The organism is Psychrosphaera aquimarina, from assembly GCF_032461525.1.
Taxonomy (GTDB): domain Bacteria; phylum Pseudomonadota; class Gammaproteobacteria; order Enterobacterales; family Alteromonadaceae; genus Psychrosphaera; species Psychrosphaera aquimarina.
Genome location: NZ_JAWCUA010000010.1, coordinates 1306694 through 1327686, shown reverse-complemented (window position 1 = coordinate 1327686; position 20993 = coordinate 1306694). Strand labels below are relative to the sequence as shown.

The window sequence follows — 20993 nt, the reverse complement described above, 5'->3', positions numbered from 1 at the left end:
ATTCACAATAGTATAGGCTTTTTATGTACCAAGTTATCGCCATTCCAGCATTTTCTGACAATTACCTTTGGGCGATTGTGAATAAAGAAGGATATTGTGCCATTGTTGATCCGGGCGATGCCAGCCCCGTTATTGATTTTTTACAAACACATAATTACACCTTAACTGATATCTTACTCACTCATCATCATCCCGATCATATAGGTGGCGTTGATACCTTATTAAACACCTATAACAATATTAACGTTTACGGGCCAAGCACAGAACGGTTCCCTATGGTCAATAAACCATGCAAAGATAATGACCAAATTACTCTACCCCAATTAAATATTGCCTTAACCGTCATGGAAGTGCCGGGTCATACCATCGATCACATTTGTTACTTTGATCAACTGAGTCTATTTGTTGGTGACACGCTTTTTTCGGCTGGTTGTGGCCGTTTATTCGAAGGTAGCCCTGAACAAATGCACCAATCATTAACCCGTATATCGGCTTTGGATAAACACACCATTGTGTATTGTGCACATGAATACACCCTAGCCAATCTAAAATTTGCCTTAACAGTTAATGCAGAAAACCAAGACTTGATTGCCTATAACAATAGCGCGACACAATTACGATCGGAAAATATCGCCACTATTCCAACGGTATTATCAACTCAATTAGACATAAATCCATTTTTAAGAAGCTTTGATCCTGCGATAAAACAAGCCGTTATCAAACACTTTAACCTAAAGGGCTCGATAACTGACGTTGAGTGTTTTACCTATTTAAGGAAGTGGAAAGACAAGTTTTAAAGTCAACTTCAATCGTAGCCATTGTTTAATTATTAAGTTACTATCTTCAGGTCTTTATGGCTCAAGGTTTTCACCTGTATATCAAAACCACATGAGTCACCTTTTTACTTAAAATAATCTGTGTATATATGATAAAACTAAAAACGCTGTCACTAAAAAAAACAATCATTCAAATTTCCTTTTTAACGATTTTATCAGGCTGTAGTGCTGTTCAGTCAGGCAAGTCAGAACAAACTGAAATTGTATCAACCCCAACTAATTTAGCCGTACCAGAAGATGTCGTAGATGCACTTACTTTATCCGCATTGATTGAAGGCAATGAACCTATGGACTTAGAGCCAGAGGTGATTGTATTTGAAGATGTTTGGAAGCGTATTGAAAGCCAATTAAGTATCGACATCCCGCAAAACCGCCAAGTGGTTACCGAACGAAATTGGTATGCCAAACACCCAAGTTACTTCAAACGTATTGCCGCACGTGCTGAACCTTTTTTGTTTTTCATTGTTGAAGAAATTGAAAAACGCCAAATGCCAATTGAACTGGCGTTATTACCTATCGTTGAAAGTGCTTTTGACCCATTTGCCTACTCTCATGGTCGTGCATCGGGTTTATGGCAGTTTGTGCCAGGCACAGGCAACCGTTTCAAATTAAAACAATCTTGGTGGTATGACGGACGTCGTGATGTTGTTGCGGCAACTAAAGCCGCACTGGATTACCTATCTTTCTTACATAAAACCTTAGATGGTGATTGGTTAAATGCTATCGCCGCTTATAATTCAGGTGAAGGTCGAGTTTTAAGAGCAATTAAACGTAATCGTAAAAAACATTTACCTACGGATTTTTGGTCATTAGATTTACCTAAAGAAACCACCAGTTATGTACCTAAATTATTAGCATTATCCGACTTATTAAAACGTCATCAAGAATTTGAGATCAGTTGGACACCAATTAAAAATCAACCGCATATTCAAATTGTTGATGCCAAAGGCCAAATTGACTTAGCTAAAGCGGCACAACTTGCTGAACTAGAGTTAAACGAATTACACAGATTAAATCCAGGTTACAACCAATGGGCCACGGATCCTAAAGGGCCACATAAGTTTGTAGTACCTGTTGAAAAAGTTGACATCTTCAAGCAAAACTTGGCTGAATTACCTAAAAACGAACGTATGTCATGGCAGCGTTATGTGGTGAAATCGGGTGATACTTTAGGTGGCATTGCAGAAAAATTTAATACGTCATTAAGTGTGTTAATTGATGTAAATGACATTAAAAGTAACATCATCAGAGTGAACCAAGCGTTATTGATCCCAACATCAACCAAAGCCCTTGATGAATACAGCTTAACGGCTGATAATCGTTTAACAAAAACACAAAATAAAAAACGTGGTTCTACCAAAATAAAACACTCGGTTAAATCTGGCGATACCATGTGGGATATTAGCCGCGAATACGACGTCAACATTCGTAGCCTGGCTAAATGGAACGGCATAGCGCCTACGGATCCAATCATGCCGGGTCAAGAGCTGGTTATTTGGAAAAACCAAACTACAAAACACCAAGCTGAAAGTGCAGTGATGCGTGCCATTACCTACAAGGTAAGAAACGGTGACTCATTAGCCAGAATCGCACAAAAGTTCAAAGTCAAAGTAGTCGACATCGCAAAATGGAATCAATTAGACTTAAAGAAATACATTAGACCTGGCCAGTCGTTAAAATTATATGTAGACGTTACAAGAACTTAGTTTAAATATCGTCTATATTTATCAACATAAAACTTAATTACACGAAGAGTTAATCAATGTTAAAAACTATTTCACGTTTGGTATTTATCACTACGTTATTGTTAACAAGTGTACCTAGTTTTGCTGACTTTAGTTTAGACGGTAAACTTAAACTCACTTTCCCTTCTGGGGCGGTGAAAGAAGTAGACTTTCCTTTGTCTTATAGCCATAAAGATTTTGATCATACCTTTGTTGTTGGTAGTCAATCCTTTGCGGTATCTGGTCAACCGGAAAGTTATTCTTTTGCGGTGTTATTAAAAAGTAATAATTATGTATGGATACAAGAGTTTTCTAAGGATCAATTTAAAAGTTTCACGCTGACTTTAGGTGAGCATAATTTTAGCCTAAAAAAACAAGTGTTAAATAAACCCGTCAAAGGCGATTATATTTTAACTATTGATGGCAAAGATTATTTCTTTCAGCATACCTTAGCTCAAATTAACTTCAAATTTGATGACGATGGCATTACTGAAATATCGGTAGATGGCCTAGTTGCAAGTTTAGGTATTAATACCAGTAAAGACCCTTGTGATGAATTTGAAGAAGACTCTGACGATAAAAAAGAGTGTGAATTTAATAAGTAATTAATACAGATATTATTAACACAAAAAAAGCCGAACTATCGGCTTTTTTTGTGGCTGTTTGTGGAAGTACTCTGTTGTTTATTCACCATCTTCGCCATTAACAATATCCGCAATGCGTTGTAAGCGTTGTGCGGCAATACCATTAACCGAATCTCTTGGGTAGCGCCCTCTTGAAGATAAAACCCCAGCCTGTTTGTCGGTTAAGATAGTTAATGCGTCATCCACTTCATCGACGGCGTAGATGTGAAACTGGCCAGCTTCGACTGCATTGATCACTTCCGTTGATAACACTAAATTGATGCAGTTGGTTTTAGGGATAATTACGCCCTGCTCTCCGGTTAACTTTCTGGCTAAACACAGTTTAAAAAAGCCTTCGATTTTTTCATTCACTCCACCAATAGATTGCACTTGTCCATGTTGGTTAATGGAACCTGTGATCGCGATAGATTGATTTAGTGGAATGTGTGTAATGGCAGAAATTAATGCACAAACTTCACCCAAACTTGCGCTATCACCATCTATATGACCATAACTTTGCTCAAGTGCAATATTGGCAGAAAAACACAAACTAAAATCTTGAGCGTATTTGCTGCCCAAATAACCACTAAGTAACATTACCCCTTTGGAGTGAATGGCTTTACCAAGTTCAACTTCACGTTCAATATCAACTACACCGTTTGAACCCGCATACACAGTGGCTGAAATACGTGCGGGAGTACCAAATACCGTATCGCCTATTTCTAACACGGTTAATCCATTTAATTTACCCACTTGATAACCACAGGTATCAATCAGTATTTGTCCTTCTTGGATATCTTCCAAAAACGACTCACTAATTTGCCCAGTACGATACTGTTTACCTTCTAATGATTTGATCACATGATTTTGGTGGATCTCTGTGTCACCATCACGTTTAGCGTAAAATTGAGACTCGCTTAATAACTCTAATACATCGGCAAAACGGGCAGATAATTTGTGCTGATGTGACGCTTGTCTAAAACTAAATTTAAATAATTCTTCTACCGCATCGGCGGATATTTCTAAATGATGTTCAGAGGCATACTGTTTTATTTTTTGCACAAAACCAAATTGCACTTTGTCGTTTAACGGTATGAAATGTTCAAAGTCCGCCAATACCCTAAACAGTTCGTTAAACTCGTTGTCATATTCTTGCATTAAGTAATACAACTCACGACTGCCCATTAAAATTACTTTTATATCCATTGGGATTGCTTGTGGCGTTAAACTCGAGGCATTAACTATATTGGCTTCGCCTGTAGGGGTTTCCATCTTTATTTCTTGGCTTTTTAACGCCAACTTTAAAGACTCCCAAACCGCAGGTTGCTGCATTAATTTATCGGCTTCAATCAACAAATAACCACCATTGGCTTTGTGCAAAGCCCCTGCGCGTATCATTCTGTAACTGGTATACACAGAACCTTGCACTGAACTGTATTCAATACGGCCAAATATATTCTGAAATGAAGGGTTAGGTTCGTAAACAATTGGGGCGCCATCACCGCTGGTACGCACATTTAATACATTGGGAATAAGTTGATCTTCAAGGACTTGTCTAACGTCTACATCTTCTTTGTTTTTTTCTTCGTCCGCTTCATCGGCTAGCCATTCTTGTACTAACTCAACTAACGTATCGTGCATCTCTTTAAAGTATCTAATAACCCCTATGTCAGCCGCATAAGTATGCTCTAAGTCTTTTAATAACGGACGCAGCGCATTTTCTATGGTCTCTTTACTTAATTTACGTTGTTTCTCCGACGCTTCACGTTTCCATTGTGGTAGCTCTAATAGTTTTTCATTTAAGAATACTTCTAACTCAGAAATCCGTACATAAAACTGCTGGCGTTGTTCTTCTTTTAATTGGGAAAACTCTGCATCGGTTAAAGGTTTGCCTTGAACCACAGGAGCAAAACTAACGACACCCGTTTCTTCAAATAATACCAAGCCATTTTCTAATGCCTTTGATTCTACCTGTTCTAACGCTTTTTCGTATTTGTCATTAAATTCGCGCTCAATAACACGTTTTTTTCTTTGAAAAGACGGATTATCAAAAACCGATGGGAAGGTATCCAATAAATCATCAATAAAGGATTCTATTTTAGCAATAAATTGTTTGCCTTCCCCTGCGGCTAAACGGATATAGTTTGGGGTACGCGTATCGTCAAAGTTATTTACATAACACCATTCATGTGGCGTGCTTTTAATTTTAGCCACTTGTTTTAAATGGTTATCTATTAAGGTGTGACGGCCTGTAGCAGGCTCACCCATGACAAATAAATTATAACCTGTCATGTTCATGTCTAAACCAAATTCTAAGGCGTGCTGCGCCCTTTTTTGGCCAATAAAATTAATATTGACGTCTACCTCTGACAGCATCAATTTTTTTATCGTTTCTGAATTAAGAGTTGGGCCTAGAAGATCATGACTAAGGCGAAATGCTTTATTTAATTCCATGGTAATAGAGATACATATCCAAATGGTAGGTTTATAACCTTAGTCTATATTGAATTGTCTAAAAACGCATTGGTTTCAAAATAACTTTGTTAACCAAACCACATAAAAATGCATATTTAATCTAAAACTAACAATCGTTTACAGACAATGTTATAAAACGAGATACAAGGTTTATATTTTAATGGGAACAATAAATATGATTAATCTTAAAACTTTCTTATGCATGGCGTTACTGCTTATCACTTCAACCGTAACGGCCAATGACAACACCACCAAAGAATTAGATATATTTTGGCAACAGCTGTCTGAAACCGTCATTAACGGTGATTTTGAACAATACAGCGCGGGATATCATGAAGATGCCATTTTAGTGAGCGGATTTAGTAAAAACAGTTATTCAATCAAACAAGCACTCGCTCGTTGGAAACAAGGTTTTGACGACACAAAAAATGGAAAGATGAAAGCCAGTGTAAAGTTTGTCTGGACTAAACGATTTGTTAGTGACAATACCGCCCATGAAACCGGCATGTTCAAATACAGCACCACTGATGACGAAGGTGTAACTGAAGATTTTATCGCTCACTTAACGACCTTATCCGTTAAAAAGAACGGTAAATGGTTGATCATGATGGAAAATCAAAAATCCAAAGCAACTCAACAAGAATGGGATGCGGCTCAGTAAGCGCACAAGCCAGTAATAAGCAGGAAGAATGTCGTCGCAACTAGTTGTAAAGAAAAGTACGAGAAGCGAGTTACTAAAAACTCAGCTTCTCGTTAATAATATAGCTATTAATTAAGCAAAGCTTGATGCAATAGAAAAAGTAAGAACAACAGCTTAGTTTTAATGTGCAAGTTTTAAAGTGGGTGTCACTGTTAACTTTTTATAACTTAGCTAGTTATAAGCCCAGTCTACTATTTATCTTTTGAAAATAGCTTATTAAACAACTCTTCAGATTGCTTAAGACCTTCGTCTGTTAATACAACTGATTTGGCTTTACCTACAGGATCACATATTAAACCTTTGTCATGTAACCTATTAGTTACTTCCCAGTCAATCTGCTTCCAAACTCGATAATGGTCATGCAATGTGAGATACATCAAAGCCAATGCTGCTTCATCTATTTTATCTTCATCAATATCCATTATTAACTCCTAAACAAAATAACATTGCCAAATAACACAAAATAACAGTGCCACCCACTTTAAATGAAACTTAAAAAATAACAGTGCCACCCACTTTAAATGAAACTTAAACAATTTGTAAATTTAAAATAAGTTGTAGATTTTTAATCGAAGTTTAATTTGAAATATTGAGTGTAATTGTACGCTTTTACTCGTCTTTTTGGCTTGTTTTAACTTTTGGGTTGAATAATAACATTGCCACCCACTTTAAATAAAACTTAAACAATTTGTAAATTTAAAATAAGTTCTAGATTTTTAATCGAAGTTTAATTTGAAAAATAACATTGCCACCCACCTTAAATTAAACTTAAACAATTTGTAAATTTAAAATAAGTTCTAGATTTTTAATCGAAGTTTAATTTGAAATATTGAGTGTAATTGTACGTTTTCACTCGTCTTGTTGGCTATTTTTTAACTTTTGGGTTGAATGTTAGATATGCACTTATCTCAGTGGATTCTGATTTGATATTTTGTCTTTTTGGTTATTTTTTTTACTGGCTTTTTTGGGTATTAAGCTAGCAATCTTCTACAACTCGATAAGTTTGGTCGTCGTTTTAGTTGTAAGTTCTCACTGAGGTTTTGTAATACATGCTCATTACCTACTGCACCATGGAATACTTTGGTGAATTGCTTGGTCATTATTAACCAGCTCTCAGGCTCTATGCTTAAGCGTGTGAGTATACTTGGTAGGTTGTTGTTTATATGCCCTGCTTTATCTTCTCTTATGCAACGTCCTGTCACCTCTACTAATTCTATGTATTCATTTAGTTCAAAAGGAATACCGTTTGGCATATCTTTTCTTGAGTTACCAACAAATGGTTTTAATGTGCTTGGTTGTTGTTGGTTTTGGATTATATGTTTAATGCGTTGCTTTACGCTGGTGTAATTAGAGTTTTCTGGTGTGGTTGCTATTTTGGCTCTTACTGGGTTTAAATCTACATATGCCATACAGGCAAGTAAGGCTGACTCATCTAAGAGGGCTTGGCATTTGAAACGTCCTTCCCAGAATCGCCCTGTGCAGTTATCTTCTTTATTCGCTTGTCTTGCTATACCTTCATTTAACACGCGCATAAACCAACTTATGTCCATTAGGCGTTTTCTGTAAATAACGGTGGTTTGCTCTATGGCTAGAAGCTCTGATTGACTTAACGTATCACGTTCATTTTCTGCTAAGGACTGATATTTTTGTGTCAGTAATGTGCCTTTAAACACCTTATGCCAACGAGTTAGAACTTCTGTTGTATTCCAGTTAAGTGCTTGCTGTTCATTTACATGCAATACAAGGTGTGTGTGGTTACTCATGACTGCATAAGCACAGACTTCAATAGCAAATATTTGAGGGAGAAATAACAGCTTATCTTCTACCCATTGTCTTCTGTGCTCATAAGATTGATGGGTTTGTTTATCTTCACCACATAAAAATGCCTTACGAACACAACGAGAGATACAGTGATAATACGGCGTATCCGATAAGCTAATTTGAAATTCTCTGGGTCTAGGCATAATAACCCCCATGTATCAATATAGGTACAAACAAGTCTAGTGCAGTTTAAATAACTGTCAAATTGAGGTGGGTGGCCTTGTTATTTTGTTTATCATCAATCAGCAAAAGGTCCATATAAGATTTCATAACCTTTGAATTTTATGGCAAAAAGAAGTTTTAAAAACGATTAAAAGTATAGTGTTTAAATTGCTGCCAAACAGCCTGGGCTACCGGCCCTAACGTTTTAGATTTATTTTTCATAATGTGATAGTCCATCTGAACTTCGTTACGAGCGTCCGTTAACTTTAATAACGCCAGTCTTCCATCTTTCAAACTTTGCTCGGCAATATAATCTGGCAGTTTGCCCCAGCCCATTGCACTTTCTATTAACATTTTTTTAGTCGAGAAGTCATTTACATACCACCTACGTTGACCCTCTTGCACACCCCACTCTTTATTTTTAGAGCCTGTACCTGAGTCTTGTACAATGATTTGATATTCATTTAACAACTCTTTTCGAGTTGTTAGATTAGGGTGTCTGCTAATTAATCTCGGTGAGGCTACATTTAATAAAGTTCCTTTAGTTAAAAAGTGCCCTTCTGTTTGAGAGTCAACTTGCATAATATGAGACTGCGGACTGATGCACAAAGTGGCATCTTGATTATTTATCGCGTCAATAGCGCCAGTTAGATACTCTTGTTTAATTATGATTTGAGTATCTGGAAACTGCGCCTGCACATTTTCCAATAGTGGCAAAATGCCTTTTAAATTAAACGAAGCTTCGATTGCAATGGTAATACTGATCTCATTACCTAGCGCTATATTTTCTGCAACTTGCTGTAATGCGGTCGCCTCGTCTAAAAGGTGGATTGCCTTTTGATACAATACATTTCCGGCGTCTGTCAGTTCTAATCGATAGCCTGTTCGGTTAAATAAGGCTAGATTAAAAGACGACTCTAACTGTCGAATGCTTTGGCTGATTGCCGGTTGTGTTTTGTGTAACTTTGCACTAGCTAAGCTCAATGTACCTAGCTCTGCTACGTTAACAAACATAGTAAGTTGATCAAGTTTCATTAGCCCCTCCACGATGTAAACTTTTAATTTACATTTTATGCAAAAACATTCAATATTTATTTACCTCTACACCCTTTAATATTCCTCCACTGATTAAGCCAACACTTGGTTTATCTAACTTAAATATACTGGAGTAATAACATGAGTAAAATTAAAAAATATGCAATGTACGGATCATTAGGTTTAGTTACATTTGCTTTTGCCGCAGCTGGAATAGCTAAATTAGCCGGTGTTGAACAAATGCATATGTCATTTGCCGCTATGGGTTTACCGGTTTGGTTTGGTTACTTTATTGGTGCCAGTGAATTTGCAGGCGCTATAGGGGTTTGGTTTAAAAAGTTCAGTCTTTATGCAGCTTCGGGGTTAGTCGCTATTATGGGAGGTGCAATTTACTTCCACTTAGTTTATGACGGTGCAGCTAACGCAGTACCAGCTATTGTTTTAGCTATACTATTAGTTAATATAATCGTTAATCGCCGTAAGGAACAAATAATAGAATGAATATAAACACATCAAATCAAGCTCAATCTGCTTTGATGCCTGTTATATACATTCCCCATGGAGGCGGCCCTATGCCGCTTCTTGGTGATGCAGATCACAAAGAATTGATTGCGTATTTAAGCCAAATCCATAACAACATTGAAACTCCAAAAGTGATCTTAATGATCACGGCACATTGGGAATCTCACAATGTTAGTATTTCGTCATCGCCTCAGCCAGGTATGATTTATGATTATGGCGGTTTTCCGCAAGAGACTTACCAATATCAATATCCTGCATCTGGTGAGCCTAAGGTTGCAAATCAAATTGCTGACTTATTTAAAGCTAAGGGTATTAAGTCTAACTTAGACATGAATAGAGGCTATGATCACGGTACTTTTGTTCCATTAATGTTGATGTATCCAAATGCAGATATACCAGTGGTTCAAATGTCTTTGTTACGCTCTTTAAACCCTAAAGAACATATCAAGATTGGTGAAGCGTTATCAACACTTAGAAAACAAGGCGTGTTGATTGTTGGCTCGGGAATGTCATTCCATAACTTTAGAGGTTCCTTAGAAGAGAGCATAGAGTTTGATAATTGGCTCAATGAAACATTAACCGCTAATGACATGGAGCAATCTAAACAAGATTTAATTCAATGGGAGCAAGCGCCCTCAGCCCGTGCATGTCATGCCAGAGAAGAACATTTATTACCAATGCACGTTTGTTTTGGTGCCGCTATGAAACAAAATACCCCTGCAACGAGAGTATTTAGTGACTATTTGTTTAATAGAAAAATATCGGCATTTATGTGGTGATAACAGAACAATCGGTAAAGTCATCCCTAATAAACGGCAACAAATAAAAAGCCTTAATAAACATTACTGATGAGTCGTGTCAGCTAAAGTTAAGGCTTATAGCTGCTTCTACTCATCATAAAAATAAGCAACCTCTTCTGCCGTTAAATAACGCCATTGTCCCAATGGAACATCTAAACTTAACGGCCCTATTTTTTCACGGTGTAATGCCAATACTTTGTTGCGTACTGCACCAAACATGCGTTTTACTTGATGGTATTTACCTTCGGTTATGGTGAGCAACACTTCTTTTTCATTCACTACGGTTAGTTTTGCTGGAAGTGTGAGTTGTTCACTGCCTCTTAATAACACACCATTAACTAGCTGTTTGATGGCGTCTTCTGTTATTGGATCTCTTAAATTGACTCGGTACACTTTTTCACATTCACGCGCTGGTGATATGACATTAAAAGACCAACGACCATCATCTGTGATCAAGACTAATCCTGTGGTATCTGCGTCCAAGCGCCCTGCTATATGTAAGTTTTCAACATCTTGTATATGCAAATTGTCATCATCATGGGTTAAATTGTTAAATAAAGACGGATAACGGCCACTGACATTTGAACTGACAAAACCTGCCGGTTTATGCAACATTAAATAACGTGACGCACGGGCTTGCAGTATTTCACCATCTAAGGTCATGACATTGTTTTCATGCACTTGTGTGGCTTCGTGACAGTCGTACCAACCATTTACTTTTACCCGCCCATCACGAATAGCCGCTCTAGCTTCAGCACGAGTAAAGTGGGTACTTTTACAGATGAATTTATCTAGGCGCATACTAAGCTCGTAAATTGGTAGCTCTTAAACAGGTAGCTCATAAATTAACAGTTTAAATGGGTTAATAATAAGATGAATTGCCGTTAGCAATAAGTGCCAACGGCTGATTGATTAGCTAAGCTCTTGACTCATAGCTCTCAACTCGAAACCCGTAACTCGAAACCCGTAACTCGACTCTCGTAGCTCGTAGCTCGACTCTCGCAGCTCTAACCTCATTTACTTCTCTTTGTTTAAAGCTTCTTTTGCTTGTTCTACTTTTGAAAAATCTAAACCTAACTCGTCAACCGCTTCTTTAATCAGCCCAGGATTTGTCATCACTAAACCCATTAACGATTGCAGCTTTTCTGGTGGAATACCTAACTGCTGAATGGTCATCATTGCGGCCATTGGGTTTTCTGTTAAGGTTTTAAACAAGTCGTTGATCTGTTCTTGGCTTACATTAAATTCTTTTAATATTTGGATAATTGGGTTCATGGGTATTCCTATGTGATTAACTATATTTTTATGGTGCTAACCCGATATGTTCAGTGTTAGCGCAAACCTAATTCAATGTCTTGAATGATAAAGTTACCATCAAACACTTGGTGCGGTACACCTTCTAAATCGATATCAAAGTACTGGCGTTCGCTGTCGGGTAATCCTTGAAAGGCACCAAGTACTTGGTAAATCCACACTTCTTGATCAAAGGTTAAATTGTGATTGTTATAATAATCCAATGCTCGGGTATTTTGTCCCGAATCAATTACTTCACAAAAATAATTTTCTACTGCATTTTTTAACAAGTCTTCTTCCAATGACACCGACGTTTCTTGTTCTAGAATTAACGGGTTGGCCACTTCACGGTTAAGTTTACCTTGCCATAATCGATTAACCGTACGTAAGCTATTAACCAAAGAAGTTAATTCAAATTCATGTTCAACATTATGTATATCTGGTGCTGCGACTTTAATAATGCCATCTGCACGGTTAAACAAGCTTGGTACTTGAGATAAAGTAGAGTAATTAACGGGTGTAAAGTCTGGTTTTTGCTCCATGTGTAACATAAAGCCTTTAAGCAAGCGGGTACGGCCTTTGAACTCTCTAAATCGACCTAACAGTTCAAGTAACTTACTTTGCACTAAGCTCAGCTCTTGAGTGCTGGTTGCAAAGGCTGACTGTAAAGTTATCACCAATAAATGACGTAACTCTCTGTGACTGCCAGCCAACTGGCTTAACGCGTCAAAGTGGAACATAGACAATTGATTTAACATGTCGGTTACTTGCGTTTGTGCTAATTCGTTTTCACGTATTTTGGCATCCACCGAACTGACATAACCAAACTCATTGCTTATACGCGACCATAACAAACGTACGTTAGTCGATAAGGTTTCCGTTAACGTATATACATGTTCTGTTAAATCTGACAAATGCGCTTGGGACTCATGATATTTTTGATGTGCTAAGGCTTCTTTGTAATGTTCCGCTTGGGTGGTTAACGTGGCTAATAAGTTACCAATATTGGCATCAATCTGACGATTGCTTTCATCTTGTAGGCTTTCTTCTAATAAGGTTCTAAGTGACGGGCGCAAACGTAATTGCACATCCGACTCAGGTCGCCATAATACTTTTAAATCAATTAAGCTTTGTATGATGTTGGGTGAATATTCAGCTTCGTTAACACTGCCACTAAAATACGCCTGCATGATCAATTCAGAATGATTACTCAGCGCGTTAAGTAAGCTAACCCCTGACTTATTTAAGTTAATATTCATGGTTGCCTACAATAAACTTGATTGGTTTATAGAGTCTTCAGCACGTTCAGATAACGACAAGTTTTCTGTCTCGTCAATAAACTTAAGTACATCAAATAAATAATCAATCTTGCCGGTGGCACAGTAAATTTGTTTATCCATATTGGGACGAACCAAATAACCTAACTCAACCAAACGTTTAAAGATGAGTTTAAGCTGCGAATCTAACTCGTTGGCTTTTGAACCAAACATGGCATAACGAGATATTTTACCAAGCTGCTCAGCATAAGCCGGTGTGTCTTCAACAACGGTTTGCACTTCTTGTAAACGTATTAACGTGCCTTGGGTTAACGGTACGTCTGTGCCCATGGTTTCTTGCACTAACAATAACCATTCAATCAAAGGTAATAAGTTACTTGATATGTCGTTAAATTGCGTTGCCAATACCTTACGCTCGGTTTCACCAATAGACTGATAAGAACAGAAATACACTTCTCCGTCAGCGGCACTGGATAGATGGCGGTTAAGCACATTTAATTGTTGATCCACCAGCTCTCTATTAACACTGGACTGCAAATAACGAAATGCATCTTCGTCGGTAGTGGCACAAACAAATTGACCCGACAACAATAACTCTAATACTCGACCTTGTTCTGTGATCATGCGCCTGCTCCTTGTGTTGTATCAACTTGTTTGGCATCAGTGCTTTCTGCACCAGAGCTTTTGGATTTTAACAACTTAGTAATCGCGCTCACTTTAGGTTGAACTACTTGTAATTGTTTTTTGTTTTTATCTATTAAGTAGCGGTTTTCAAATAAGGTCAAAACTTCTGACTCTGGATTTGGGAACGCACCAACAACATGGATATTGTTATTCTGACAGGCATCAAATATCTTTTTGATGTTGCTCTGATGTAACGTGCCTAATTCATCAATTGGCCAATGGATAACTGTTTTGCTGTTACCACGTAATAAGCGGGTAAAGGCCAATAAGAATTTACATAAAATAAGGTACGCCATACCGTGACTTGAAGACTCGTTTAATTGTCTGTCTGTACGGATAACTAAGTCGCTGTTGCCTTCTTTGATATGCAGTTCTATATCCAATAACTTACTAATGCCCCCAGTTAACGCAGAACGACCTAAAATATCCATCACACGGCGCATACTGTAGGCGTAATCGTCCCCTGGTAAGTCATGGGCACCTTCACTGATCCAGTCGGTATACAATTGGTTAAACTGTTGGAGTTCAGGCCAGAATTCAAGCTCACTAATTTTAGAGCGTATTTTAACCGCAGACTCAGACACGCCATCTAAAAACAGCTCTTCATCAACTTCTTTACTGATGCGCTTACTTTGGCCACCTATGTGCCCTTCTATGTCTTTTAACAACTTATAGTATTCAGACAAGGCTAAACCAAATATACGACCTTGTTCACGGATACCGTTGACACGTTGAGGGACTAATTCATTTATGAAACGGTCCAAATGCCCAACCAAACGAATATGATCCAGTGAACGTATGCCTTGTTCGTTAACCACAGAGCACTCGGCACGGCTGTGTTCCCATGTATCGTAAAAACCAGTTCCTGATTGCGCTGCAATCTTTTGGTCAAAGTGTTCTACATACGCTTTAATGTCGGCGGTTAATTCCTCACGTTTTGCTAAACGTGTTTGACCTTCATTAATACGTTGGGAGATAGAGCTGTTGTCTTGGTTCACTTCAGCTGTTGGCAGTTTTATTTTTACTAACTGCTTACTAATGTTAGTTAATTCAAATTCGTGTTCGTTAGCTTCTTTTAAGCTTTTCTCAAATCGAATTTGTTTCGACTTAGCTAACTCAACATTTTGTTTATAGGTGGTTTGTTGTTTCTCTAATTCACGGGTGGTGTCACTGACTTGTTTGCGCACATCAGCAAGTTGCTCTTGCCATTTCACTTTATGGCCCATGTAATAGGTGTTGTACCAATGTTTGTATTCAGACACTAAGTGACTGTTCTTTTCAGTTGTTTGAATGTCTTGTTTTAACTTAGTGATATCACGCTTTAACTGACCTATTACATCAACGTCTACACCACGGTTAGCTAACTCGTCTTTTAACCAGTTATCCAATTTTGATAGTTCTTGTTTTAATGAACTACGACATTGTGCAATGTGGGTTTCCACTTGCGCCAATTGTTGTTGAATGTCGTTGATCACCAATTGCCAATGCGAACTAAGCTCCATTTCAGCTTCGCGCTGTTGGTCTTGTAGCTCTTCTATCGCTTCTTGTTGTAACAAGGTTAACTTCTGACTGTCTGACTTAAGTTTAGCCAGTTTACTGGTGTAACCTTGTTTACGTTCTTGCAGAGCTTGATGAAACTCTTTTAACGTATCGTCTTTATCTTGTTGTGCACGTTTACGGCTTAATTCCGCATTGTTTAACTCTGTGCTGATCTTAGTTTGCAGCATTTCTGCGTTGCGTACGGTTTTGTTGGTTTCAACTAATTTAGCTTCGGCCACGTCTTGTGCAGCAATAATATTGCTTAGTTTTTCTTGCTCTTGTTCCAAACGACTTTTCAGTTCATGTTCAGACTCTGCATAATCCGGCTGTGGAACACTGCCTAACTCAAGTACAATACCAAATAAACTTTTGTCATCCGCATTAGCTAAACTTGGATGTAAGTCCGTACGTTTTAATGAGATCAGGATGAATAACTTTACCTAACTCAAACTCCCAACCTGACTTTTCACGACGTAAAAACTCCAATAAGGTATTTTGACCTGGGTACAATAACTGCTCTGTTTGTTCTACCCGTATTTGTTGTTCTGCAAATTGTTTACGGGTTTGTTCAAGCTCTTTATTGGCTTTGTCTCTAGCCATTTTTGCTTGGCTTAATTCGTTATTGGCTTGGCGTAAACGGTCACGACAACTGTCTTCAATGCTTGAGGCTTCTTTGATGGTATGTTCAAAGATGTCCACTTGGTTTTGTTCTTGATTGGTGAAACCTACATTGTTCGCCAAAGTATTAATTTCGGTGATCTGGTTTTTTAATTCATGTTGCTGATTTTGATAATCAACATTAGTCGCCGCTATTTGATCTTTATATTTTTGTTGAGTGTTTAATAGTTGCGTTTGTTGCTCTGCATTTTTGCTTGAGAGTTGATCTCGGGCATCGTCTTTTTGCTCGTTATACCCTTCTAACTCTTGATTATGTTGTTCTTGTACTTCACTTTTACGTTTGTGAAAACTGGCTTCAATATCTTGATGTTTCTCCGTTAACAGGGTGTAACGAGACTCATTGGTTTCAAGTTCGTTTTTCCAACGCGGAAAGTTTTCAAGGTTTTGACTTAACTCATCAATATTTTTGTCTTGCCAATCATCGTATTGCTGCTCTACCGCGTCTAACTCAGACTCTAGTTTACGACTGTCAGCTTTGGCTGAAGATAAGGTTTGGTTTAAGCTGTCTCTTTGTTCTGACCACGTTGCTTCAGATTGCTTAATGGTTAAGATCACTTCTTCTAACAAGGCTTCATTTTCTGCAATGGTTTGCGCTACTTTAGAAAGGTCTAACGAATATTGTTGTTTTAACTGAGCCAATCTTTGATTGTTTTCACCGTACTCAAAATGCGCTTGTTCTAATTTACTGAACTCAGGGCGAATATCTTCAAAGCCTTTAATTAATTTACATTCACGTATCCACTCTTCTACTTTATTGTGGCTAAGTTTCGTCTCGCCCGGCTGTACACCGTCTTCTTCCAAAATAGCGGCAACCATAGCTTTAATGGTTTCCATTTTTCCTTCTTTGGAATGCACTGCTTTGGCTAGTTTTTCTATATGGCGTAAGTTGGCGTTTTGTTCGCACAAACTAAATAAACGCGCTAAGCCCGGTAAATCACGATTGGTGGATAACACGCTGCGATCATTTTGAATAATGGCTTTGTATTCTTTGGTATTTAATATGCGGCTACAAATAATGCCTTGGCGTTTAATGTCGCGGCTTAATTCTTTTGGTGGAATAACATGACGCTCATCGGTTAATGAAGCTTTGGCATAATCTTCAATATCAAAGCCTTTTGCGATCAATCGAAAATCAACACCCGTACCGCCAGAACTTAATACAACTTGGCAAGTTTCGTCATTGTCTCTGAAATATTCATAAATAATGTAACTGCATTCTGTTGGCAAATACCAACGCTCAAAACTGTCACGAGTAGCAGGCACAACTCGACTTGGATACTCACCATAAAATACAGGGATCAGTCGTTGTAATGTTGTTTTACCAGAGGCATTTGTGCCGCAAATATTGGTGTGACCATTTAGTTTTAATTCTACGATGCCACTCATGTGGGTATTGATTAAAATAATTCGATTTAAAGCAGGCATAGGCTCTCTGAATGTCTTCATGACTCATTATAGTTATTAAGCTGTTTATAAGGGCTAAAGTGCTTATTTTCAAGCAAAAGATCCGATTAAGATCCCAATTTGAATTGAATGTATAATTAGTCGCCGAGTCTTGGTTAAAAACAAAAAAGGCGCTCAATGAGCGCCTGAATTTTACTATGTTAATTTTCTAGAAATTAAAGCTCAGCTTCTTCGTCTTTTACCACTTCTAGCATTAACTGGAATAGTTGTTCCATACTTGTTTGGTCTAAGAATGTACCTTTCTTAGAGCGGAAGCTGATATTCACACCTGTGGTACTTGTGGTCAGTGCCACCTCATATTCACCAGGCTCAATATCTAATTTACCTGAGTAATCTGATGAGAATAAACGATGCCATATAGAGTCGCTGGCTTTGTTATAAACAACATCAAATATATGCAAGTCTTTGTCTGACTCTTCAATATCAAAACCAAGCTCTTCAATGATATCGTCTACTTGTGACCATACATATTTAATGTCTTGTTGTGATCTGATCACGTAATTACCAGAAACATTTTTAACTAACGCTAAGGTGATATCTAACGACGCACGTTCTTTCAACAATTTAACACGATAGATATAGTCCAGTTCCAACATTAAGTTGTTTAACGTTTCTGCGGCTAATGCTTCTTTTCTATAACGTACTGCGTGGTTTGGCGCTAAGTCTTGGCTTATTTTTTGGTAATCTAACATGTCGATAGCTACATCTCCGCTACGACCTTGTTCGTTTAAATTAACAACCACGTTGTAAGAAAAACGTTCAACTTCAACTAAATCTTCTATAAACCAATAACCGTCGTCTTCAACAATAAGTTGCTCAACGAGATAACCGTTAGCGTTTTTTGTTAACGTGAGGTTATTTTGCTCTGCAAAAGACTGAATGCCTTCGTCGATGAAATTAGCAAAGTTTTCTACTAATTCTGGTTTCTCTACTTTAATTTTTGCAGGATGAGTATCTTGTTCGTCTAACCAACTCCCGTCAAAAATAACTAATACCGTGGTTGGTGATGTCATTTCGCCATCTGTATCGGCTGAAGACTCAACAACGGGTAAATCATATTCTTTACTCTTTTTAGGATCACTAAATCCTTCAGGTAATACCAAGGCAGACTTTCGGTCTGTTTGCTCGTTTTTTTGCTCATCAAAAAATGATACACAAGCTGTGGTAAACGATAATACAACTGTTACAGCTGCTAATTTGATAAAATTCACTTAGTACTCCGAATGACTAATTTACGTGTTGTAGAGCTAGTTTGATGGTCTGATGGTTATTTGGTTCCATCGTTAACAAAGGTAATCGAACCATATCGCTAGAAATGAGTCCTTTTTCTTTTAACGCCCATTTAGCGGGTACTGGATTTGGCTCAATAAATAAATCACGATGTAATAAACAAAGTTTTTCATCATATAACTCAGCCTCTTTTTGGTTATCCGCTTTACTTGCCTTAACCATTTTGTGCATTAGTTCTGGTTCAACATTGGCGGTGACCGAAATAACACCATCACCACCAAGAGAAACATAATGTTGTGATGTTAAGTCATCGCCACTGAATAATAGAAATGAAGGGTCTTGTTGTTTCATCGCTGTAACACGAGATAAATCGCCTGTTGCGTCTTTGATACCAACAATGTTTTCAACTTCCATTAATTCAAAAACCGCTTTGTTATATAAGTCTACACCGGTACGTGATGGTACGTTATATATAATGATTGGCTTTGTCGTGGCGCCAGCAACGGCTTTAAAATGCTCAACCATGCCCTTTTGGCTAGGTTTATTATAATAAGGTGTTACCGTTAGATAGCCGTCAATATCCAGTTTATCTAACTGTTTTGTTTTCTCAATCATAGAGCGGGTGCAATTTGAACCATTTCCAACAATAATTGGTACGCGTTTTTGATTTTGTTCAATGGCAACGTCCAATATAAGAGCTTGTTCTTGCTCAGTTAATGTGGCTGTTTCTGCAGTAGTACCTAAGATGACCAAGCCATCCGTACCACTGGCTATATGCCAATCAACCAATTTTCTTAAGCCCATATAATCCACATCACCGTTTTCGAACATAGGTGTGATTAATGCGACAAAACAACCTGAAAAATTATTAATTACTGTGGACGACATGATCCCTCCTGATATTAAGCCGGCTATGTTACTCAGGCAGTGATAACAAAACAAGCGTCTTTCAACCTTCTGGTGTGTTTTTATCCTTATATGTTAAACTTGCCCGATATAATACAATCAATACTGTGACTTTTAGATAATGACCCAGCCGTTTTCCAATACTCCCACCCAACATTTAGTACTTACTGTTATAGGTAAAGATAGAACGGGCTTAGTTAGTCAACTAACGGGCTTAGTAACTCAATGTAAATGCAACATACTTGACAGTAAAATGGCCATTTTTGGCAGCGAATTCACCATGATAATGCTGCTTGCCGGTGACAATACTTCATTAACAAAATTAGAAGTGCAATTACCACCATTAGCTATGTCACTTAATTTACTGACGATGATGAAACGTACCGCCACGCATAAAGGTTTAGAAAGAGCACAATATCAAGTGGTATTTGATGGCCCTGACAGCTCAGGCACCATTCGCCAGATCACTAGCTTTTTTGCTGAACATAAAGTGGGTATCAGTAGTTTAAAATCAAAAGCAACACAAAAAGACGGCAAAGATTGGCAAGTGGCCGAAATTAGAATCGATTTGGCAGATAAATTACTGTTAGATACCGTGATTTCAGGCTGCGAAGCTTTATGTAAAAATTTAGCAATGACATGCTCTTTTAATCCAATCACCATAGAGCAATAACAATCATCACACGCTCAGTTAATAAACCAATTTTGAACACAAAAATATAACCATCAATAGGCTAGAAAATTATGAATACACTTAATGTTGGCGATAAAGCCCCTATGTTTAAACTAGAAGACCAAAATGGCGACGTGTTTGATTTAGCCCAAACATTAAAAACCAAACAAGTTCTCGTTTATTTTTATCCAAAAGCGATGACCCCAGGTTGTACCGTTCAAGCACAAAATCTAAGAGACGTAAAAACGCAATTGGATCAATTAAATACAGTTGCAGTTGGGATCAGTCCTGATGCGGTTAAACGATTAACTAAGTTCACAGAAAGAGACGAGTTAAACTTCCCTCTACTATCAGATGAAGATCACAAAGTTGCGGATGAGTTTGGTGTGTGGGGGCTAAAAAAGTTTATGGGCAAAGAGTACGATGGCATTCATCGCCTTAGTTTCCTTATTGGCCAAGATGGCACAATTACGCATTTCTTTAACAAGTTTAAAACTAAAGACCATCATGAAGTGGTATTAGAGGTATTAAACGAATTAGCAAAATAATAC

At 37.8% G+C, this 20993-nt stretch carries 20 protein-coding genes; 8 read left to right on the top strand and 12 right to left on the bottom strand.

What is annotated here, in order from left to right; all coding sequences use genetic code 11:
• Positions 1-23 precede the first annotated feature (23 nt).
• From gloB to RT723_RS18000, 3 genes are all read left to right on the top strand, one after another.
• Complete coding sequence (gene gloB, locus RT723_RS18010; protein WP_315945820.1) at positions 24-797, top strand: hydroxyacylglutathione hydrolase; 774 nt, start codon at positions 24-26, stop codon at positions 795-797.
• Between the two features lie 128 nt (positions 798-925).
• On the top strand, positions 926-2542 hold the full coding sequence (locus RT723_RS18005; RefSeq protein ID WP_315948534.1) for a lytic transglycosylase: 1617 nt from the start codon (positions 926-928) through the stop codon (positions 2540-2542).
• 56 nt (positions 2543-2598) lie between these two features.
• Positions 2599-3165 (top strand): hypothetical protein, encoded by a 567-nt coding sequence (locus tag RT723_RS18000; protein ID WP_315948533.1) that lies wholly within the window; start codon positions 2599-2601, stop codon positions 3163-3165.
• Between the two features lie 78 nt (positions 3166-3243).
• On the opposite strand, the gene RT723_RS17995 is transcribed toward RT723_RS18000, so the two are convergent.
• The gene (locus RT723_RS17995) at positions 3244-5637 is read right to left on the bottom strand and encodes a Lon protease family protein (RefSeq protein ID WP_315948532.1); all 2394 of its coding nucleotides are present in this window, start codon (positions 5635-5637) and stop codon (positions 3244-3246) included.
• A 196-nt stretch (positions 5638-5833) separates the two neighbouring features.
• On the opposite strand from RT723_RS17995, the gene RT723_RS17990 reads away from it, so the two are divergent.
• Positions 5834-6319 carry a YybH family protein gene (locus RT723_RS17990; RefSeq protein WP_315948531.1) on the top strand — a complete coding sequence of 162 codons (486 nt, stop codon included), beginning with the start codon at positions 5834-5836 and terminating at the stop codon, positions 6317-6319.
• 230 nt (positions 6320-6549) lie between these two features.
• On the opposite strand, the gene RT723_RS17985 is transcribed toward RT723_RS17990, so the two are convergent.
• The 3 genes from RT723_RS17985 to RT723_RS17975 form a co-directional block, all read right to left on the bottom strand.
• Positions 6550-6780, bottom strand: coding sequence for a DUF6429 family protein (locus tag RT723_RS17985; RefSeq protein ID WP_315948530.1), 231 nt, complete (start codon positions 6778-6780; stop codon positions 6550-6552).
• A gap of 549 nt (positions 6781-7329) precedes the next feature.
• A complete protein-coding gene (locus tag RT723_RS17980) occupies positions 7330-8322 on the bottom strand; it encodes a transposase (RefSeq protein ID WP_315948529.1) in 993 nt (330 codons plus the stop codon).
• Between the two features lie 157 nt (positions 8323-8479).
• Entirely contained in the window at positions 8480-9376 is an 897-nt protein-coding gene (locus tag RT723_RS17975) for a LysR family transcriptional regulator (RefSeq protein ID WP_315948528.1), read from the bottom strand.
• Positions 9377-9517: 141 nt separating this feature from the next.
• Between RT723_RS17975 and RT723_RS17970 the strand changes: the two genes are divergently transcribed.
• Positions 9518-9877 carry a DoxX family protein gene (locus RT723_RS17970; RefSeq protein ID WP_315948527.1) on the top strand — a complete coding sequence of 120 codons (360 nt, stop codon included), beginning with the start codon at positions 9518-9520 and terminating at the stop codon, positions 9875-9877.
• The gene (locus RT723_RS17965) at positions 9874-10677 is read left to right on the top strand and encodes a DODA-type extradiol aromatic ring-opening family dioxygenase (RefSeq protein ID WP_315948526.1); all 804 of its coding nucleotides are present in this window, start codon (positions 9874-9876) and stop codon (positions 10675-10677) included. The genes RT723_RS17970 and RT723_RS17965 overlap by 4 nt, the downstream gene beginning before the upstream one ends.
• 108 nt (positions 10678-10785) lie before the next feature.
• On the opposite strand, the gene RT723_RS17960 is transcribed toward RT723_RS17965, so the two are convergent.
• The 8 genes from RT723_RS17960 to dapA form a co-directional block, all read right to left on the bottom strand.
• Entirely contained in the window at positions 10786-11499 is a 714-nt protein-coding gene (locus RT723_RS17960) for a pseudouridine synthase (protein WP_315948525.1), read from the bottom strand.
• Between the two features lie 216 nt (positions 11500-11715).
• Entirely contained in the window at positions 11716-11973 is a 258-nt protein-coding gene (locus RT723_RS17955) for a DUF2999 family protein (RefSeq protein WP_315948524.1), read from the bottom strand.
• Positions 11974-12029: 56 nt separating this feature from the next.
• The gene (locus RT723_RS17950; protein ID WP_315948522.1) at positions 12030-13250 is read right to left on the bottom strand and encodes a phosphoenolpyruvate carboxylase; all 1221 of its coding nucleotides are present in this window, start codon (positions 13248-13250) and stop codon (positions 12030-12032) included.
• 6 nt (positions 13251-13256) lie between these two features.
• Complete coding sequence (locus RT723_RS17945) at positions 13257-13892, bottom strand: hypothetical protein (protein WP_315948521.1); 636 nt, start codon at positions 13890-13892, stop codon at positions 13257-13259.
• Positions 13889-15847: an ATP-binding protein gene (locus tag RT723_RS17940; protein ID WP_315948561.1), complete on the bottom strand. Its 1959-nt coding sequence runs from the start codon at positions 15845-15847 to the stop codon at positions 13889-13891. Before RT723_RS17940 ends, RT723_RS17945 begins: the two co-directional genes overlap by 4 nt.
• A gap of 25 nt (positions 15848-15872) precedes the next feature.
• Entirely contained in the window at positions 15873-17615 is a 1743-nt protein-coding gene (locus RT723_RS17935) for an ATP-binding protein (protein WP_315948520.1), read from the bottom strand.
• Positions 17616-17788: 173 nt separating this feature from the next.
• On the bottom strand, positions 17789-18844 hold the full coding sequence (gene bamC, locus RT723_RS17930; RefSeq protein WP_315948519.1) for an NlpB/DapX family lipoprotein: 1056 nt from the start codon (positions 18842-18844) through the stop codon (positions 17789-17791).
• Positions 18845-18860: 16 nt separating this feature from the next.
• A complete protein-coding gene (gene dapA / locus RT723_RS17925) occupies positions 18861-19751 on the bottom strand; it encodes a 4-hydroxy-tetrahydrodipicolinate synthase (protein ID WP_315948518.1) in 891 nt (296 codons plus the stop codon).
• Positions 19752-19890: 139 nt separating this feature from the next.
• On the opposite strand from dapA, the gene RT723_RS17920 reads away from it, so the two are divergent.
• Positions 19891-20442, top strand: coding sequence for a glycine cleavage system transcriptional repressor (locus tag RT723_RS17920; RefSeq protein ID WP_315948517.1), 552 nt, complete (start codon positions 19891-19893; stop codon positions 20440-20442).
• Between the two features lie 71 nt (positions 20443-20513).
• Positions 20514-20990, top strand: a complete 477-nt coding sequence (gene bcp / locus RT723_RS17915; RefSeq protein ID WP_315948516.1) for a thioredoxin-dependent thiol peroxidase — start codon at positions 20514-20516, stop codon at positions 20988-20990.
• Positions 20991-20993: the final 3 nt, after the last annotated feature.

What these genes read in the sequence shown, in the direction of transcription:
- RT723_RS18005 (WP_315948534.1), top strand. Translation starts at nt 926, where the DNA reads ATGATAAAACTAAAAACGCTGTCACTAAAAAAAACAATCATTCAAATT.
- gloB (WP_315945820.1), top strand. Translation starts at nt 24, where the DNA reads ATGTACCAAGTTATCGCCATTCCAGCATTTTCTGACAATTACCTTTGG.
- RT723_RS17970 (WP_315948527.1), top strand. Translation starts at nt 9,518, where the DNA reads ATGAGTAAAATTAAAAAATATGCAATGTACGGATCATTAGGTTTAGTT.
- dapA (WP_315948518.1), bottom strand. Translation starts at nt 19,751, where the DNA reads ATGTCGTCCACAGTAATTAATAATTTTTCAGGTTGTTTTGTCGCATTA.
- RT723_RS17980 (WP_315948529.1), bottom strand. Translation starts at nt 8,322, where the DNA reads ATGCCTAGACCCAGAGAATTTCAAATTAGCTTATCGGATACGCCGTAT.
- RT723_RS17975 (WP_315948528.1), bottom strand. Translation starts at nt 9,376, where the DNA reads ATGAAACTTGATCAACTTACTATGTTTGTTAACGTAGCAGAGCTAGGT.
- RT723_RS17985 (WP_315948530.1), bottom strand. Translation starts at nt 6,780, where the DNA reads ATGGATATTGATGAAGATAAAATAGATGAAGCAGCATTGGCTTTGATG.
- bcp (WP_315948516.1), top strand. Translation starts at nt 20,514, where the DNA reads ATGAATACACTTAATGTTGGCGATAAAGCCCCTATGTTTAAACTAGAA.
- RT723_RS17920 (WP_315948517.1), top strand. Translation starts at nt 19,891, where the DNA reads ATGACCCAGCCGTTTTCCAATACTCCCACCCAACATTTAGTACTTACT.
- RT723_RS17960 (WP_315948525.1), bottom strand. Translation starts at nt 11,499, where the DNA reads ATGCGCCTAGATAAATTCATCTGTAAAAGTACCCACTTTACTCGTGCT.
- RT723_RS17945 (WP_315948521.1), bottom strand. Translation starts at nt 13,892, where the DNA reads ATGATCACAGAACAAGGTCGAGTATTAGAGTTATTGTTGTCGGGTCAA.
- RT723_RS17965 (WP_315948526.1), top strand. Translation starts at nt 9,874, where the DNA reads ATGAATATAAACACATCAAATCAAGCTCAATCTGCTTTGATGCCTGTT.
- RT723_RS17950 (WP_315948522.1), bottom strand. Translation starts at nt 13,250, where the DNA reads ATGAATATTAACTTAAATAAGTCAGGGGTTAGCTTACTTAACGCGCTG.
- RT723_RS17935 (WP_315948520.1), bottom strand. Translation starts at nt 17,615, where the DNA reads ATGAAGACATTCAGAGAGCCTATGCCTGCTTTAAATCGAATTATTTTA.
- RT723_RS18000 (WP_315948533.1), top strand. Translation starts at nt 2,599, where the DNA reads ATGTTAAAAACTATTTCACGTTTGGTATTTATCACTACGTTATTGTTA.
- RT723_RS17990 (WP_315948531.1), top strand. Translation starts at nt 5,834, where the DNA reads ATGATTAATCTTAAAACTTTCTTATGCATGGCGTTACTGCTTATCACT.
- RT723_RS17995 (WP_315948532.1), bottom strand. Translation starts at nt 5,637, where the DNA reads ATGGAATTAAATAAAGCATTTCGCCTTAGTCATGATCTTCTAGGCCCA.
- RT723_RS17955 (WP_315948524.1), bottom strand. Translation starts at nt 11,973, where the DNA reads ATGAACCCAATTATCCAAATATTAAAAGAATTTAATGTAAGCCAAGAA.